The organism is Methanolobus sp. (assembly GCF_016278385.1).
Classification (GTDB): domain Archaea; phylum Halobacteriota; class Methanosarcinia; order Methanosarcinales; family Methanosarcinaceae; genus Methanolobus.
This window is the reverse complement of sequence record NZ_JADQBY010000040.1, coordinates 45,382-60,862: the sequence shown is the minus strand read 5'-3', so window position 1 is coordinate 60,862 and position 15,481 is coordinate 45,382. Positions and strand designations below refer to the sequence as shown.

Sequence of the window (15,481 nt, the reverse complement as noted above, 5' to 3'; positions counted from 1 at the left end):
GTGGTTTTCAAAGGGCTATTAGATATTGCATGTTTTATGTTGTGTTGGAAAAAGAGTAAAGAGACGTTTTGAAATGGGCTCTATCTGTCCATCCTTGCCAACTTTAGCACCATTACCAACAAGCATGAAATTGAAAGTTTTGATCTGTTTATCAAATGGCTTCTCATCCTCAGTATTTTCTTCATATAATGCAAAGTACATTTGAAAAATCCCATCTGTTTCCATTCAGAATAAGAAATGAACATATTCCGCTTTTTTGCTGCAAATATCAATAAAGAAACCACAGTAAAGGACATTGCAAACAAAATAAAAAGTTGGAATCTTCAGCTAGATTCCTTATGCATGGTCGAAATGATAACGTAGAATTGCTTTCTAAGATTGTTGGTTTATGTTTATAAAAATAATAAAATATATTAAAATCCTGAACCGTCTGGTACTCCATCTCCCGAGTTTGGTGCTGGACCTGGAGCTTTAGAGTCTACTACTGAATCTGGATCTCCATTCACTGGATTTGGATTTCCATTCTGGATTGAATCATCCATTCCTGAATCATCTGGTCCATCTCCTGAGTTTGGTGCTGCTGCCATAACATTGCCACTTAATCCAATTAAGAGTAGTAATCCCATTAAAATTGCAATTTTTTTCGTTTGTAATCACCTATAATACTTAGTATGATTAGGTATTTAGTTGTTTCTATTTTATTGACTTTATTTTTATACATGCTCACATATTATGTCATTACAATATTATAATTTTTTTATTTTTGTTATGCAAAGTTCTATATCTCCTTCATACCTTTGTTCAGGATAGTCTGCATATTGCAATATTGTCATGCTCAAAGACTTGACAAACTCTGGACTCTGCTTTCTATCACCTTTATTATAGTTCAGAAAAGGCTCATTGACTATTTTCTGAAGGTCTTTAGAGTAGGGGGCAAATGAGTTAATGACCTGTCCATCATCCTCTATGATCTGAAATTCCACCAGACAGAAATTGTAGGGTTTTATCTGTTTTTCCCATAACTCTCCTTCATTGAGCTGTTAAGTAAACGTCACCCCCCATTTGAGAAATATTAAAATAGAATATTAGTAAAATAAAAATATGAGGAAAGTTGAGATTGTTGCCAAATGAAAAAAGTATGGACAGTATAAATGGCAATAAAAAGGAGTTGTCATCAGAACAACGTGAAGAACTACTCAGAACGTTGAAAGCCCGTTTTGAGAAAAACGTGAACCGTCATAAAGGTCTTGAGTGGGTTAGAGTAAAGGCAAAGCTGGAAGCTAATGCTGAAAAACTGTGGTCGCTCAATGAAATGAAAAGAACTGGTGGTGAACCGGATGTTGTTGCTCATGATCACAAAACAGGCGAGTACCTTTTTTATGATTGTTCAGCTGGAAGTCCTAAAGGCCGCAGAAATGTTTGCTACGACCGTGAAGTGTTGGAGTCAAGGAAATAAAATAAACCCGTAAATAACGCTATTGATATGGCCGCCGCCATAGTTATTGAGCTTTTAACGGAAGAACAATATTGTGAGCTGCAGAAACTCGGAGAGTTCGATACGAAGACGTCGAGCTGGGTGAAAACACCTTATGATATTAGAAAACTCGGCGGCGCACTCTTCTGTGATCGCCGCTACGACCATGTATTCGTGTATCACAACGGTGCGCAGTCCTACTATGGCGTTAGGGGTTTCCGTGGCTCGCTAAGGGTCTAAATTATGCATAAATAGCGAAGCGGACTGTTCCTTGTTACACGTTTCAGAAAAGTAACATCGTTTTAATACATGCTTAGATGAAATCTCCGCCTTGAAAACTGCTTTTGATGCTACATAAATCTAAATAACTTCACCTAATAGTAATTCCAGAGGATAAAAAACATGATACCTGCTGAATTTCTTGTGGTTTTCTTTGGACTTATAGCAGCTATCTCCTGGGGTGCCGGAGATTTCAGTGGTGGATTCGCCTCCAAACGTGCAAATGTCTATAGTGTTGTTTTGATAACTCAACTAGTAGGAGTTTTCCTTCTTGCTGCTTCAGCTCATCTGATGAAAGAAGAAATGCCACCTTTTGGCGGCATGCTTTGGGGAGCTGTTGCCGGAATTTTCATCAGCATCGGGCTTCTGGCACTTTACCGTGGTCTCTCGCAGGGACGGATGGGATTCGTAGCACCAATTTCCGCAGTAGTAGCTGCTACCGTGCCGGTAATCTACGGTTCATTCTATGAAGGATTACCTGCTGTTCACCAAATGGTCGGTTTTGCTCTTGCACTCGTGGCAGTCTGGCTCATTGCCGGTGGAGAAGACAAAAATAGCAAAATTGAACGTACAGATCTTATACTCCCACTGATTGCCGGAATGGGATTTGGACTGTTTTTTATATCCATTGACAAGGTCAGCGATACGGCTGTGCTCTGGCCTCTTACTGCTGCAAGGATAGCAGCTGTGGTAACATTAATCGTATTTATTGCATTAAGCAAACAGGTGTATCTGCCACCTAAAAATGTCCTCCCTGTAATTATCGTTGCAGGAATCTTTGACACAGGGGGAAACACCTTTTTTGCACTGGCTTCACAGGCCGGCAGGCTCGACATAGCTTCAATCCTCTCGTCTCTTTATCCTGCAGGTACAGTGTTGCTCGCATGGTTGATACTAAAAGAAAGGATGTCTTTAAAACAATGGATAGGGGTAGCTACTGCCATGATTGCAATAGTGTTCATTTCAGCCTGAAAATACATGATATATGTTTTTCCTGGAAAAATCCATTTTCTTCCTTCTGATGGGAATTGACAGGATTACTTTTTGGGCAAGAAAATCATTGATTGAAATTATAATGTCAACGGTTTCAACTTTCCTTGAATTTATAAGATGATTATTTTACCAGTAAATAAGATATGGACCATCGTTTATTAAACATTAGCAATAAAAAGGAAAAACTAAATTATGGTAGGAATTGTTGAATTAGATAAGTTGCTCAAATCCATGACACCTGAAATTCAAAATGGTGATTATGTGTTTTGTACAGTTGACGGTGACTACTCCGATTATGCACATTTAAGTCCACTGGCTTTCTTCGTGGAATCAGAAGGTTTAACCTTGATAGTTTCGGTTGAAGCGGCAGAGAAAGGCCAATTAGAGTATGAAAGTACATTTAAGCAAATCACGTTGACAGTCCATTCAAGTTTGGACGCAGTAGGTTTAACGGCGGCTGTTGCAACAAAACTGGCATCCCGTGATATTAGTGCAAATGTAGTTGCTGCGTATTATCACGATTATATATTTGTGCCGAAAGAAAAAGCAGATGAAGCTCTATTAGCGTTAAAAGAGTTCGGTGCAGAAGAGAACTACTTTTAAAAGTTTTCAGAGGTCCATTTCCATTGTACTAGCTGGAGACATGCTAGTAAAATCAAGGGTTTTGACCATTACAGGATTTTTCCTAATCTTAGATTCATACCTTCCGTCATAATAAGATGTCTATTTGGTGCTTTCTCAAAGAGCTTTAATTATTAACACGAATTAGTTGTGGCTGTATGTGAACGATATAAACAGTTTATATAAACATATATTGCAGGAGTTACTTATGCTGTGACATTTAGAAGCATTCATATAGATATCTATTGATTTTTTATTATGCACGAAAAAAGAACGTTAAGTGATTTAACTTTTTTTAAAATAGTTCAGGAAATACTTTCACATTATTCATGGCCACGTACATGTCCTGCGATTTGCTGCAAAATAGCAGATATCAATCTGGATGAAAATGATCTAAACACATTAGGGGAAATACCAAAAGATAAGATAGAATCCTTCATTGAAGACGGAGAACGTCATTATAAAATGTCTCCTCCTTGCCCCTTTTTGGAATCTGATAAGTGTACTGTATATGATAGGAGACCAACTATGTGCCGTTTGTTTCCGTTTAATATCACCACTATGCCAGATGCGTTGCTTTTATTTCCATGTGATATGGGGGGAAGTATATTCGAAGACTATGTCGAATATTCAAACAATATATTAAAGCGTCCTGTTCCTACAGAAACGACTGGTGCTTTCAAGCAATCACATTCTTCTTTTGACATCAAGCTGAATGAAGATTTGCCCATTCCGATGTTATTATGAAAATTAATGATCTAATACATTTTAAAGAATATCTCGAATCAAGATAAAGTAGGATCAACTAATGAAACACATAATAATAAACACTATAAAATTTGAAGTGTACAAAAAATTGGCTTTGTGGCAATCCTCTTAATAAAATAAGCCCAAATAAGATTTCTACGAATTCTGATTTTTATTTATTTTTGTGTTTTCAGACAAAGCTAGTTGTATCTTAGTACATGGTGTTATTGTTTGCAGATTCGTCTGGTATTTTTTGTATGCTATCCCAGTGCTCGACAATTTTTCCGTTGTCATCAAATCTGAAAAAATCCATTGTAACATACTCTTCATTGCCCGGCCATACCTGATGCGTATGCAGGGCAACAAGATCACCTTCGGTTATAGCCCTTACAAACTCGATGCTTTTCTCAGGGTATTCTGCCTGCATCCTTTCAAAGTATTTGATGAATTCTTCAGTTCCATCATCCACCAATGGATTGTGCTGAATGTATTCTGTTCCTACGTATTGTTCTGTTGCTTTTCTGGGATTTCCGCCATAAGCCATTTTGTAGAAAGCAATTGCATTTTTCTTATTTTGTTCTAAATTTTGTTCCACTATTATCCCTCCCTTCTTGTCTAAAATTCAAGAGGCTCTTCGATTGCATCATTTGGACACTTTTCATAGCAGTTGCCACATTCAAGGCAAAGTAAGTTATCAATGACGTAAATATTGCCTTCACTTATAGCTCCGGTAGGACACGAATCCTTGCATATGCCACAGGCAATACAGTTATCGGTGATTTTGTATCCGCGTTCACTTACAGTTTCTCCGCCAAATGCAAATCTTTCACATTTTGGAGTATTTGTCGAGAGATCGAAAACTTCACCGACTCCTTTTGGAAGACAAAATGCTTCCAGAATTTCCCTTGTATCTCCTGGATATATGTGATTCATAACCGGATTTTCATCAAACATCTTATTAAGGAAACTGTTATCAACAAACTTAATTTTCCCCTTAACCCTTACAGTAACATAGTTTTCATCCATGGCAACAATGGAAATTTCAGGATTAGCTTTTAGTTGTTTATAGTATGGTTTTCCCCTTGCTGTCAAAAAGTATAACTTATCATCTTCATACAGCATCACATCAGCTATCCGAACTTCCGGTCTGTTGTTATCAACAGTTGCAATAGATACGGATTTAACCTTCCTCAAAAACTCCAATGGATCTTCCATTTCATCACAGCTTGATATTTATTGTTAAAATTGAATAGGACAAGTTCTTCATGAAAACTTGTCCCTTATACTTGATAATACATTCCTTACCGACCATATAATAATTGCCAGCCATTCTGCGGTCAATGGCAGAATGGAGTCAGAAATGGCATGATTCTTGATGTTGTGAGCTTACTACCCTTCTCACATCTCTAATCTCCCCATAAAATAAGCATAATTTTAGTTCGAAGCACATCCCACTTTTTGCTATTGGGGTATATGGAACGTGAAAAAGTGTCTGTGTACTACTTATGCAAAACAGACGTTTTTTGTGTGTTAGAAGGAAAGGAAAAAATATTTTTAAAAACATCTTCGATTCAGGCAATTACAAAATAAGCATTATATGCAATGGTCTAAAAAAATATACTGAAGTTATTTTCAATTTTATTCTTTTGACTTCAAGTATTCTGCAATCTTCTGACCCAGTTCTTTTGCGGCATTAACGGCTTCAGGCTGGTCTTCAAATCTGTTTATTCCTACGGACGCTTTAGTTGCATCTGGACCGAACATCATCTTGATGCCGCTCATGTCACATGTATCTCCATATTTGCATCTTACACAGGGATTATTGCCAAGGACCCTAACAGAACCTACCGATTCCATGCCTTCTTCCATCATGTAATACATGATTGCATTGATTCCGTTATCGCCTGCAGGTGGCAACATATCGAAATCCTTCGGAACTGCAGATGTGACTATAGCACCACCTGGTTTTCCTTTCATAAATCCGTGCCTGTGGCGAAGTGGATAGAGCCGTTCAATGAATGCCTTTGTACGTGCGTCAAGGGAAGAATATGGTGTAAAGCCCGCAATAATAAGAGCATCTGCTTCTTTTGCTTTTTCTGCCAGCGCAATACCATCGTCTTTTATTACACAGACATTTGTATTTACACATCCCAGACAGGCCTTGCAGGGAGCAACGGTATAATCAATCAGCTTGACATATTCGTAATCCATACCTGTTGCTTCAAGTGCTACCATAAGAGCACGATCTGTATTGCTGTCTTTTATCGGGGAACCCGATACACCAAGAACTTTCATAATTATACACTCCTGTAAATAATTATCCAGTCACTGGACCTTTGCCTGAATTTCTTTTGCGAATTCCCTTGCTTTCTGAACACGGGATTCATCAGGCTGTCCTTTTGTGGAGGGGCCCATCTCAGCAAATGCTTTCATCTGAGGGTCATCGGACTTTGATAGCATATCAATAATTGCTTGTGCAAGTTCACCCTGGCATCCAAATATACCAAGATAATTACCACTGGCTGCAAGATCAGTGCAGGAACAAGTCCATGAATGAATGGCAGGAGTTCCTTCAGGAACAGCATGGGTCATGAAGAATGCCACGTTCTTACCAGCCACGTTCTCTGAAACGAATTTTGTAACATTCTCAGGAACATTGAACTGCATTACCGGGAATCCCACAAATACCAGGTCATAGCCCTCAAGGTTGCTTACATCTTTGATATCTTTGATGTCCTTTTCACCAGTAATTTCACCATAAATTGCTTCTGCTATTCTTTTTGTGTTTCCTGTCTTTGTCATATATGTTACTAATGTTTTCATAAACTCCCACCTTATAGTTGATAAATAATCTGAGTTATACTGCCTTATAATGTTGACGACTAGTATTATGTACTTTTATTAAATCAGCGCATAAAAATACACGATGGTGAGAAATATTTGTAAACATTTTTTAAATGCTCGAGTCTTTTTAAGGTTTAAATTTCAATAATTCAAAAAAACAACAAAAAAGGAAAAGATACTTTAAAGAAAGTGAGGGAAGTTATAACCCTGCCCTTTCAACGAGAATGTCTGCAATCTGTTTTGCATTGTCAAATGGGAAGTCCTCTGCTGTAAGAAGTTTTCCTGCTTCACCTGCAGTTACTTCGACATCTCCTGACTTACATGTGGTATCTGCACCAGCAGGGAATGCTGCAAGCAAATCTTCAGGTGTATTTATAGGGAATGTTGCATTTGCAAGTCCGCCAAGAATCTGTGAATGAATATCTTCTTTTACGCTCATTATTTTTGTCTCCTTTATATATGATATATATGGCTGCATGTTTTCCGGAAGATTAGAACCACAATATACTATTGTATAGTCATTCATATATACTTAAGCGGCACCACAATGCACTTGGTGCATTCGAGTAACCCCCATAACTCTTTAAGTCTTGCCAGAAACTCGCCTGCATGATATGTATAAATTCCATATTATGTACAAAAATCCTGAATTATCAGAGAATTGAAACAGACATGGTATTTCCTCATATGTTCTCTTTTTTTCCATAATTGGATTATTTACACTGCACCACACATCTCTCAACAAACTTGCTCAATAGAAGTGCAGGCATTTCTTCTATAATGTCATTGCTTCCATTTTGCTTATAATACATCATTCCTGGATCTTTTTCAGCAGCCACGCCATGTTCTGGCCGAGGGTTTGCATGGTCTGAAGTCCTTCCTCATCAGACTCACATCTCCTGATGCAAGTCCAATACCCATGTTCCAGTAACTTGATCCCGGAACTATCATCTGAGTGACCATAAAGAAATGGTTGATAGAATCAAATGCATGAATTGAGCCTCCTCTCCTGACAGCCACGACAGCTGCTCCAACCTTGCGTTTGAAAAGTGGATCTTTTCCTTTAGTATGGCCTGACCCAGAAACTATAGCTGCTCTTTCTATCAGAGTTTTCATCGCACTTGTCAGATTGGCGACATATGTGGTTGTTGCTAATATGATACCATTGGATTCGATCATTTTTTCAATGCACTCATTGATCATATCATTCTTAATGATGCAGCGATTGTCTTCATTCTCTTTGCACTTCATACAGGCAGTACATCCCCTCACAGGATTATCGCCAAGCTGGATAATTTCGGTCTCACTCCCTTTTTTTCAAGTTCTGAAAATACATGGCCTATGAGCTTTGCTGTATTTCCTTCTTTTCTGGGGCTTCCATTGATTGCGACGACTTTCATATTCTTCTCCTTCCTGAGCAGTACTTGAAAAATACGAGTGATTTTGTCTATCAGAATATCACAATAGGTCATAGATAGTTATTCAAATAAGCTTAATCGACACTGTACTGTATTTAGTATGTATGGGTAACTGCAATAACCTCCAGGGGTTTACTGGAAACTCTTATAAGCTATGCGCATAAATCACTATTATGAATAAAAAACCCGACTCTGAAATTGACGATATAAAGGAAAAGCTCAATGAGATCCACAGGGATATGAGGACATTTATAGAAGATTCCAATAGGGAACATCTCGAATCCATTCTGGCTTTTGTCCGAAATGATTATTCCAATGTTCTGGAAAAACATCTCATTGCTGATGTAAAAGCAGGTCTTTCAAAGAACATGGTTAAGAAATGCGATAAACTTGAGGAATGCAGGCCCGTTTTCACAGATATGTTACAGAAGAATGCAGCCCTTGTCAAGCAAGCTCATGTTGACTGTGATATTATTGATGACAGTCGCTTAGCATTTAAAAACTTAAGGAACGGTATGCCATACGATAAATGTGATATCTGCTTCTCCGAGGCAAGTGACCTTTTTGAAAAGCAGGTAAATCTCATGCAGTCCATGAGGATATATGAGACCAAGAATGATACGAAGCAGGACATATCCCTTCTTCCGGCACAAACCGTGATCGATGAAGTGCTCGAATCCTTATGCCATGCAAAGCGATTTGAGATATTAAAAGCAGTTTCCAGCCAGTCAATGAGTTTTTCTGCCCTTTCCAAACTCACAGACCTTCGGGGAGGAAACCTTTTATTCCATCTCCAGAAGCTCTCGGATAGCGGTATGATCATCCAGCGCCATGAAAGAGGTGATTATATGATCACTGGTAAAGGATTTAAAGTGATGGAAGGTATAGGCGATATATATTCCTCTCTTGCACCTGAAGAGAATTGATTTTTAAATGGATAGGAAATACTCAGTATCTTTTGCCTTATATCATCCGAATCCTGTCTTTCAATATATAAACAGGCTTGCTAATATCTATAGGCTTTTTCTTACCAATAAGATGCTGAGCAAGCTCTCTAGTTTTCAGTAAAAAGGCATAACTCCAAACATACTCAAACTTCGCTCAACAACAATCATTAAATATTGAAACCATCAAAGAAAGAAGTGTGATACCCATGGATTGCCTGTTTTGCAAAATAGTTGCCGGTGAGATTCCTTCGCATAAGGTCTATGAAGACGAATTTGTTTATGCATTTCTCGATATTTTCCCCTGTTCAGAGGGGCATACCATTGTTCTTCCGAAAAAGCATTTTGACAGGTTCACAGATATGGAAGGAAAAGATGCATCCGCCCTTTTCACGTCAGTGAATAAAATTTCAAAGGTTTTGGAGAATACACTAAAACTTGAAGGAATGAATGTGGGCATCAATAACGGTGAGATTGCCGGGCAGACTGTGCCACATGTGCACGTTCATATCATACCAAGACGTGCAGGAGATGGAGAAGGTAACATGCACACCATCGTAGAATTGAATCCTTCAACAGACAACCTTCCCGAACTGGCAAAAACAATAAGTAAGTCCTTCGATTAACTTTAACAGGACAATATCATGTCTTTACACTTATTTCAATAAACTACAGGAGAAATGAATCATGGCAGACGATGAACAGAAAGTACTTGACGCACTTAAAGATGCAGCAAAACCAATGAGACCAGGCGAGATTGCTGAAGTAACAGGTCTTAAAAGCAAAGAGGTCAGCAAAATACTCAAGACTCTCAAGAGCACAGATGCCGTCTGTACTCCGAAAAGATGTTTCTATGCACACGCTGACTACGAAAAATCAAGCGAATAAAACCGTTTTTGTTTCTATTTCTTTTTTCCTTGTTCTTTACTCTGACGATTTTTATTGATTACTCCATTTTATACAGTTTCAATCATTACTAACAACTGTAATTGTAACCTCTCTTGTTCTGGGACCATCCAGTTCCGCAAGGAAAATGCTCTGCCATGTGCCAAGCAGTAGTATGCTAGCAATAACCGGAATAGTTTCACTGCTTCCAAGCATTACAGCTTTTAGGTGGGCATCTGCATTATTGTCTATTCTGTCATGAGCATAACCTGCGTGTGCCGGGATGAGCTTATCCAGCAATGTCAATATGTCAGAAGCAAGACCTGATTCATTCTCGTTAACGATAATTGAAGTGGTGGTGTGTTTTGTACTTATAACACATATACCGTTCTGCACTTCTGTCTCACTTATGTACTTTTGCACCTTTTTTGTAATATCTATCAGTTCGATCCTCTTTCCGGTCTGAATTTGCATGTTTCTCACTGAACCTGTCTTAAATTTATATTATCTGGGGCGCAATACGATGATAATTTATCTGTTTCATCCGCTTTTCAGATTGTTTACAATAATGGTTTTAGGTGTGCAGGACTATGTTCTGGTATTTTTGTTATCGATAGTTCCGTGTATTCCTTTGATTATGGTAGAGAAGAGAGTGGAGTTGTTGAGTTTTTTGTTTGGTGGAAGATAGATTATATTGGGGGCCTTTAAACTAAATCTGTTATAAATTATGTGAAGCATGTATAGAAGTGATGTATACATTAAAAAATGATTAAAGAATTTGTGGAAAAAAAAATAGATATCACGTTTGGAATTGAAAGCTTCATTTTAGAAAACACTAGTTATAATTCAAACAGTTATTATCTCGTAATTTTTTGCATCGTTCAAACCCGAGAAATGTTTATTTGACGCCTCAATGATAATCAAATCAACATCATACTTTTTTGATATTAAAAAAACACTGTCCTCAAACTTCCCTTTAATTTTCACAGTTTTAAAATCTATCCCATGTTTTACAGCTTCTTTTTCCACAAGACCTAGCCTGTGATCAATTAATTCATCCCTGTCTTTTTTGATATCGTCAGTTAGTTTTTTGACAACATCCCTGCCAAGAAAACCATGATCCTTTGAAACATTGGCGACCATTTGAGATATATTTTTATCACGTACACTCAGGATAATCAATTTAGCTTTGTTTTTTTCTGCCATATCAAGAGCTTTTTTAGCTTGCCCCATATGGATAAAGGTTGCAGAAAATGCCACAAGCACAGTATTTATTTTATTCATATTTCTCATTATTGTATAATGCTATGTTAGGCTTATTCCTATTAAAGGCCAATAAGTGAGTGCCATCAGGATAAACACTATCCATGATATTAGATTTAAAACTAACCCGGGAAGAAGTATTTCTTTTATTTCATAATAGCCTGAGGAATATGCAATTGCGTTTGCAGGTGTCCCCATTGGCAGGATAAATGCAAGACCTGCAGGAACTGCCACCATATAGGTCATAGCTATTGGATTAATATCAATAACAGCTCCAAGGCTAAAGCCAATTGGGAGTAGTATAGCTACTGCTGCTGAATTACTAACACCTTCTGTCAGAAACTTTGCTACCAATGAAATAATGATCAACATAACGAAGGGATTCGGATATCCATTATTAAGTACCGTGTCTGCAATCCATTCTACAGCACCTGTAGTAACCAGTGCAGAACCCATGGAAATAGCACCCCCGTACATCAAGATGATTCCCCAGTTCACATTTGACTCTACATCATCCCAGCTAATCACATTGAGAATAAATAAAGATACACCTGATAGCACTGCAATTTCAGCCAACCCTATTATATGTCCAAAGAAGATCCATGCAAGAACAGTAAAAAACAAGATCCCACCTGCTTTTTTTTCATAAATGCTCATTTTACCCATTCTATTTAACTGTCTTTCGAGCACTTCTTTTGCAGATCTGACATCATGAACATCTATCTTGAAAAAGAGATTCAGCGTAATAAACCCAACTGCAAGCATTACAAATACAATAGGTATTATCGCTATGCACCATTCAAAAAAACTTATTGTTACTCCTGAATTCTCCTCAAGAAGGCCTATTGCAAGTGGGTTTCTGGCTCCTCCGAGAAGTGTCCCAACACCTCCTATTATTGCACCCCAGGCCATTGAAAGGAAAAGTAATGTCCCATATTTGCTGTTCAGAGGTTCAAGGTCCAGACTGTCTGCAATCGCTGCTACTACAGGAAACATCATTGCAGCAACAGCGTGTTCAGGCATTATGAATGAAAGCAGTGCAGAAGAAAACATAACACTAAATAAAAGCCTTCGTGGAGTTCCATCGAACTTGCTTAGCATCAAAAGGGCAGCTCTTTTACTGAGTCCTGTTTTCATCATTGCGGCTGCAAGAATAAATGCACCCATAATGAAGAATACTGCCTGATTTCCAAAAAGTGCAAAAGCTTCCTTGCTGGACATCACATTAAGCAATGGCAAGAGAGCAATTACAAGAAGACCGGTTACTGAAAGAGGAATGGCACTTGTTGTCCATAGAATGATAGCTACAACAAATATTCCAAGTGCATTCTTACCCTCGACAGATAGACCATTGGGAGTCGGAACGAGGTATATGAATAACAGAATAACGAAACTTACCAGTAATACTCTGTAATTGGGCTTAATTTCTGTCATTCACGCCACCACTGTTTGAAATCATATACCACATGACTTTTCAAACCAGACTTTGCTTATGCTTGTAGTCCATACGGTTTCAGATATATTCCTGCAATTCTGATTTGGGACAATCAAATTCAATTACTTATAGACTCTGAGCACAAAACCACTGATACGCCCGATCTGGTAACAATACTGCAAAGTTCCTCCACAATATTGGAATATTCCTTGCTTTTAACTGGAATTCCTTTACACAAACCTTCAATCAGTAATTCATCATCCACATAAATGCAGTGTGTGCCTTGCATGGACAGACGGTCATAATTGCTCTTTGCCTCTTCTTGTTTCAATCCCGGATACTTTATGACCCTGGCTTTTACAGACTCACAGGCTTTATCAGGAGAAACCTGCTTGTATTTTGATATCATTCCGGCAGCAGCTGTCTGGTTAGTATGTGGATCGATCACAATAAATGAACCTGTGATCTTATTATTAGAGTATATATCAGCAAAAATCGGACTCTTTAATTCGATTTTAACTTTCCCGATATCATTTAAGCTTAACATTTCTGCAGGTTTTCTATGAATATCTTCAGGATCGAATTTATAAAGAACTTCGGTAAAACTTCCTTTCAGTGTCCTTGTAGTATGCTTTATCAGATAATCCTTCCCAATTTCCATAGGATCAGAATCCATCCATACTAAATTAGCTTCCATTGTTCCGACAATCGCAGGAAGATTATGAGCTCTGGCAATAACATCACCGCGACTAACATCAATGTCATCCTTAAGGCAAAGTGTCACTGCCATAGGAGCAAATGCATAATCAAGATCTCCATCATAAGTCACGATCCTTGAGATTTCAGTTGTCTTTCCTGATGGAAGAATCCTTACTCTCTCCCCTTTACGAATAACCCCTGAAGCTATTGTTCCACAATACCCTCTAAAATCACTGCCGTCCCAGTTGACATATTGTACCGGGAACCTGAAATCGATCAGGTTACGACCGCCTGATACATTCACGTTCTCCAGATAATCCAGTAATGTCGATCCTCCATACCATGGCATGTTGCTGCTTCTCTCGATTACATTATCACCTTTAAGAGCGCTTATTGGTATGAAGTATATCGACTCTGCTGACAATTTATCAGAAAAAATGTTATACTCATCAACAATTTTCTCAAATACTTCTTCAGAGTAATCAACAAGATCCATTTTATTGATTGCAACTACAAAATGCCTGATCCCAAGAAGAGAAGATATGAAAGTATGTCTACGGGTCTGGGTCATAACACCATTCCTGGCATCAACAAGAATCAGGGCAAGAGAGGCATTTGATGCACCGGTAGCCATGTTTCTGGTATATTGCTCATGACCTGGTGTATCAGCAATGATAAACCGTCTCTTAGGAGTTGAATAGAACCTGTAGGCGACATCTATCGTTATTCCCTGTTCTCTTTCAGATTTCAGACCATCTGTTACCAGAGAATAATCTATTTCCTGATTTCGATGAAGTTTAGAATAGTCTTTTATAGAACTTAATTGGTCTTCAAATATTGATTTAGAGTCATGTAGAAGTCTGCCTATTAGGGTTGATTTCCCATCATCCACACTTCCTGCAGTAGCAAATCTTAACAGACCAATATTCTGGTTTTGTTCAATCAAAGATTCAGAACCTTTCAAAAGTATCCCTCCCTCTTCTTTTGTTCCATTGAACTGTCCTGATCATGATCGATCACTCTTGTAATACGTTCTGAATGACGTGCAACCATCATTTCCTCAATTATTTGTGGCAGAGTAACTGCATCTGATCTTACTGCGCCTGTACAATAATGACATCCAAGGGTCCTGAAACGACACATAACTTCTTTGATCTCTTCTTCATGCTCATTTGTATAAGCTGGAATAAGTTGATTATTCTTTTCAATAACCGGTCTTTTTTTGGCAAAGTAAAGAGGAACAATGTCAATATTCTCATGATAAATGTAAGTCCAGATATCAAGTTCAGTCCAGTTAGAAAGTGGGAATACTCTGATAGATTCTCCGGGGTCTATTTGTGAATTGAAGATGTTCCACAATTCAGGTTTCTGATTCTTTGGATTCCATTGACCGTGCTTGTCCCTGAAGGAAAATATCCTTTCCTTTGCCCTGGATTTCTCTTCATCTCTGCGGGCACCACCAAAAGCAGCATCATAGCCGCCCTCTTTTAACGCATCGAGTAGTGCTTTTGTTTTAAGCTCAGCACAGCATTTGACTGTTCCTACTGAAAGAGGATTAATTCCTTTTCTAAGAGCTTCCTCGTTCTTATGAATTTTCAGATCAAGATTATTCTTCTTTGTGTAACCATCTCTGAAAGTATACATTTCAGGGAACTTATACCCGGTATCAATATGTAACAAAGGAAAAGGCACTTTTTTCGGATAAAATGCTTTGATAGCCAGATGTGCCATTACCGAAGAGTCTTTTCCTACCGAATATAACATTACAGGATTTTCGAATTCAGAAGCAACTTCCCTTATGATACCTATACTTTCTGCCTCAAGTGTCTTTAGATTTGAAAGCCGATAAGATTCTTCTGTAGCGGACATTTTATGCTCC

19 protein-coding genes and 2 pseudogenes are annotated in these 15,481 nt (G+C 38.1%); 7 read left to right on the top strand and 14 right to left on the bottom strand.

What is annotated here, in order from left to right; all coding sequences use genetic code 11:
• Positions 1-18: 18 nt before the first annotated feature.
• From QZZ23_RS13595 to QZZ23_RS13585, 3 genes are all read right to left on the bottom strand, one after another.
• A complete protein-coding gene (locus QZZ23_RS13595; protein ID WP_292471143.1) occupies positions 19-201 on the bottom strand; it encodes a hypothetical protein in 183 nt (60 codons plus the stop codon).
• Between the two features lie 212 nt (positions 202-413).
• A complete protein-coding gene (locus tag QZZ23_RS13590) occupies positions 414-587 on the bottom strand; it encodes a hypothetical protein (protein ID WP_292471140.1) in 174 nt (57 codons plus the stop codon).
• Between the two features lie 159 nt (positions 588-746).
• Positions 747-983 carry a hypothetical protein gene (locus tag QZZ23_RS13585; protein WP_292471138.1) on the bottom strand — a complete coding sequence of 79 codons (237 nt, stop codon included), beginning with the start codon at positions 981-983 and terminating at the stop codon, positions 747-749.
• A gap of 155 nt (positions 984-1,138) precedes the next feature.
• Between QZZ23_RS13585 and QZZ23_RS13580 the strand changes: the two are divergent.
• The 4 genes and pseudogenes from QZZ23_RS13580 (at position 1,139) to QZZ23_RS13565 (ending at position 4,114) form a co-directional block, all read left to right on the top strand.
• Positions 1,139-1,714: pseudogene (locus QZZ23_RS13580) on the top strand (DUF4256 domain-containing protein).
• 162 nt (positions 1,715-1,876) lie between these two features.
• Positions 1,877-2,725: a DMT family transporter gene (locus tag QZZ23_RS13575; protein WP_292471136.1), complete on the top strand. Its 849-nt coding sequence runs from the start codon at positions 1,877-1,879 to the stop codon at positions 2,723-2,725.
• A gap of 213 nt (positions 2,726-2,938) precedes the next feature.
• Complete coding sequence (locus QZZ23_RS13570) at positions 2,939-3,349, top strand: ACT domain-containing protein (protein WP_292471134.1); 411 nt, start codon at positions 2,939-2,941, stop codon at positions 3,347-3,349.
• Positions 3,350-3,625: 276 nt separating this feature from the next.
• A complete protein-coding gene (locus tag QZZ23_RS13565) occupies positions 3,626-4,114 on the top strand; it encodes a YkgJ family cysteine cluster protein (RefSeq protein ID WP_292471133.1) in 489 nt (162 codons plus the stop codon).
• Between the two features lie 211 nt (positions 4,115-4,325).
• Here QZZ23_RS13565 and QZZ23_RS13560 read toward each other — a convergent pair whose 3' ends face one another.
• The 6 genes and pseudogenes from QZZ23_RS13560 to QZZ23_RS13530 all read right to left on the bottom strand — a co-directional run bounded on the left by QZZ23_RS13560 (position 4,326) and on the right by QZZ23_RS13530 (position 8,358).
• Complete coding sequence (locus QZZ23_RS13560) at positions 4,326-4,709, bottom strand: nuclear transport factor 2 family protein (protein WP_292471131.1); 384 nt, start codon at positions 4,707-4,709, stop codon at positions 4,326-4,328.
• Between the two features lie 20 nt (positions 4,710-4,729).
• Positions 4,730-5,329: a 4Fe-4S binding protein gene (locus tag QZZ23_RS14740; protein WP_366931362.1), complete on the bottom strand. Its 600-nt coding sequence runs from the start codon at positions 5,327-5,329 to the stop codon at positions 4,730-4,732.
• A gap of 423 nt (positions 5,330-5,752) precedes the next feature.
• A complete protein-coding gene (locus tag QZZ23_RS13545; RefSeq protein ID WP_292471129.1) occupies positions 5,753-6,409 on the bottom strand; it encodes a flavodoxin family protein in 657 nt (218 codons plus the stop codon).
• 30 nt (positions 6,410-6,439) lie between these two features.
• Complete coding sequence (locus QZZ23_RS13540) at positions 6,440-6,937, bottom strand: flavodoxin family protein (RefSeq protein WP_292471126.1); 498 nt, start codon at positions 6,935-6,937, stop codon at positions 6,440-6,442.
• Positions 6,938-7,157: 220 nt separating this feature from the next.
• The gene (locus QZZ23_RS13535; protein ID WP_292471123.1) at positions 7,158-7,397 is read right to left on the bottom strand and encodes an MTH865 family protein; all 240 of its coding nucleotides are present in this window, start codon (positions 7,395-7,397) and stop codon (positions 7,158-7,160) included.
• 389 nt (positions 7,398-7,786) lie between these two features.
• Positions 7,787-8,358, bottom strand: a pseudogene (locus QZZ23_RS13530) (flavodoxin family protein).
• A gap of 191 nt (positions 8,359-8,549) precedes the next feature.
• Here QZZ23_RS13530 and QZZ23_RS13525 point away from each other — a divergent pair.
• The 3 genes from QZZ23_RS13525 (at position 8,550) to QZZ23_RS13515 (ending at position 10,208) form a co-directional block, all read left to right on the top strand.
• On the top strand, positions 8,550-9,302 hold the full coding sequence (locus tag QZZ23_RS13525; protein ID WP_292471120.1) for a helix-turn-helix domain-containing protein: 753 nt from the start codon (positions 8,550-8,552) through the stop codon (positions 9,300-9,302).
• Between the two features lie 227 nt (positions 9,303-9,529).
• Complete coding sequence (locus QZZ23_RS13520) at positions 9,530-9,946, top strand: HIT family protein (protein ID WP_292471118.1); 417 nt, start codon at positions 9,530-9,532, stop codon at positions 9,944-9,946.
• A gap of 61 nt (positions 9,947-10,007) precedes the next feature.
• Positions 10,008-10,208 (top strand): helix-turn-helix domain-containing protein, encoded by a 201-nt coding sequence (locus tag QZZ23_RS13515; RefSeq protein WP_292471115.1) that lies wholly within the window; start codon positions 10,008-10,010, stop codon positions 10,206-10,208.
• A gap of 78 nt (positions 10,209-10,286) precedes the next feature.
• Here the strand turns inward: QZZ23_RS13515 and QZZ23_RS13510 are convergent, their stop codons facing one another.
• From QZZ23_RS13510 to cysD, 5 genes are all read right to left on the bottom strand, one after another.
• Complete coding sequence (locus QZZ23_RS13510; RefSeq protein ID WP_292471113.1) at positions 10,287-10,679, bottom strand: secondary thiamine-phosphate synthase enzyme YjbQ; 393 nt, start codon at positions 10,677-10,679, stop codon at positions 10,287-10,289.
• Between the two features lie 372 nt (positions 10,680-11,051).
• The gene (locus tag QZZ23_RS13505) at positions 11,052-11,489 is read right to left on the bottom strand and encodes a universal stress protein (RefSeq protein WP_292471110.1); all 438 of its coding nucleotides are present in this window, start codon (positions 11,487-11,489) and stop codon (positions 11,052-11,054) included.
• 21 nt (positions 11,490-11,510) lie between these two features.
• On the bottom strand, positions 11,511-12,902 hold the full coding sequence (locus tag QZZ23_RS13500; RefSeq protein ID WP_292471108.1) for a DASS family sodium-coupled anion symporter: 1,392 nt from the start codon (positions 12,900-12,902) through the stop codon (positions 11,511-11,513).
• Between the two features lie 119 nt (positions 12,903-13,021).
• Positions 13,022-14,566, bottom strand: a complete 1,545-nt coding sequence (gene cysN, locus QZZ23_RS13495; RefSeq protein WP_292471105.1) for a sulfate adenylyltransferase subunit CysN — start codon at positions 14,564-14,566, stop codon at positions 13,022-13,024.
• Complete coding sequence (cysD, locus tag QZZ23_RS13490) at positions 14,563-15,471, bottom strand: sulfate adenylyltransferase subunit CysD (protein ID WP_292471102.1); 909 nt, start codon at positions 15,469-15,471, stop codon at positions 14,563-14,565. The genes cysN and cysD overlap by 4 nt, the downstream gene beginning before the upstream one ends.
• Between the last annotated feature and the right edge of the window lie 10 nt (positions 15,472-15,481).

Coding starts and splice junctions, on each gene's coding strand:
- QZZ23_RS13595 (WP_292471143.1), bottom strand. CDS start 201: ATGTACTTTGCATTATATGAAGAAAATACTGAGGATGAGAAGCCATTT.
- QZZ23_RS13590 (WP_292471140.1), bottom strand. CDS start 587: ATGGCAGCAGCACCAAACTCAGGAGATGGACCAGATGATTCAGGAATG.
- QZZ23_RS13575 (WP_292471136.1), top strand. CDS start 1,877: ATGATACCTGCTGAATTTCTTGTGGTTTTCTTTGGACTTATAGCAGCT.
- QZZ23_RS13570 (WP_292471134.1), top strand. CDS start 2,939: ATGGTAGGAATTGTTGAATTAGATAAGTTGCTCAAATCCATGACACCT.
- QZZ23_RS13565 (WP_292471133.1), top strand. CDS start 3,626: ATGCACGAAAAAAGAACGTTAAGTGATTTAACTTTTTTTAAAATAGTT.
- QZZ23_RS14740 (WP_366931362.1), bottom strand. CDS start 5,329: ATGGAAGATCCATTGGAGTTTTTGAGGAAGGTTAAATCCGTATCTATT.
- QZZ23_RS13545 (WP_292471129.1), bottom strand. CDS start 6,409: ATGAAAGTTCTTGGTGTATCGGGTTCCCCGATAAAAGACAGCAATACA.
- QZZ23_RS13540 (WP_292471126.1), bottom strand. CDS start 6,937: ATGAAAACATTAGTAACATATATGACAAAGACAGGAAACACAAAAAGA.
- QZZ23_RS13535 (WP_292471123.1), bottom strand. CDS start 7,397: ATGAGCGTAAAAGAAGATATTCATTCACAGATTCTTGGCGGACTTGCA.
- QZZ23_RS13525 (WP_292471120.1), top strand. CDS start 8,550: ATGAATAAAAAACCCGACTCTGAAATTGACGATATAAAGGAAAAGCTC.
- QZZ23_RS13520 (WP_292471118.1), top strand. CDS start 9,530: ATGGATTGCCTGTTTTGCAAAATAGTTGCCGGTGAGATTCCTTCGCAT.
- QZZ23_RS13515 (WP_292471115.1), top strand. CDS start 10,008: ATGGCAGACGATGAACAGAAAGTACTTGACGCACTTAAAGATGCAGCA.
- QZZ23_RS13510 (WP_292471113.1), bottom strand. CDS start 10,679: ATGCAAATTCAGACCGGAAAGAGGATCGAACTGATAGATATTACAAAA.
- QZZ23_RS13505 (WP_292471110.1), bottom strand. CDS start 11,489: ATGAATAAAATAAATACTGTGCTTGTGGCATTTTCTGCAACCTTTATC.
- QZZ23_RS13500 (WP_292471108.1), bottom strand. CDS start 12,902: ATGACAGAAATTAAGCCCAATTACAGAGTATTACTGGTAAGTTTCGTT.
- cysD (WP_292471102.1), bottom strand. CDS start 15,471: ATGTCCGCTACAGAAGAATCTTATCGGCTTTCAAATCTAAAGACACTT.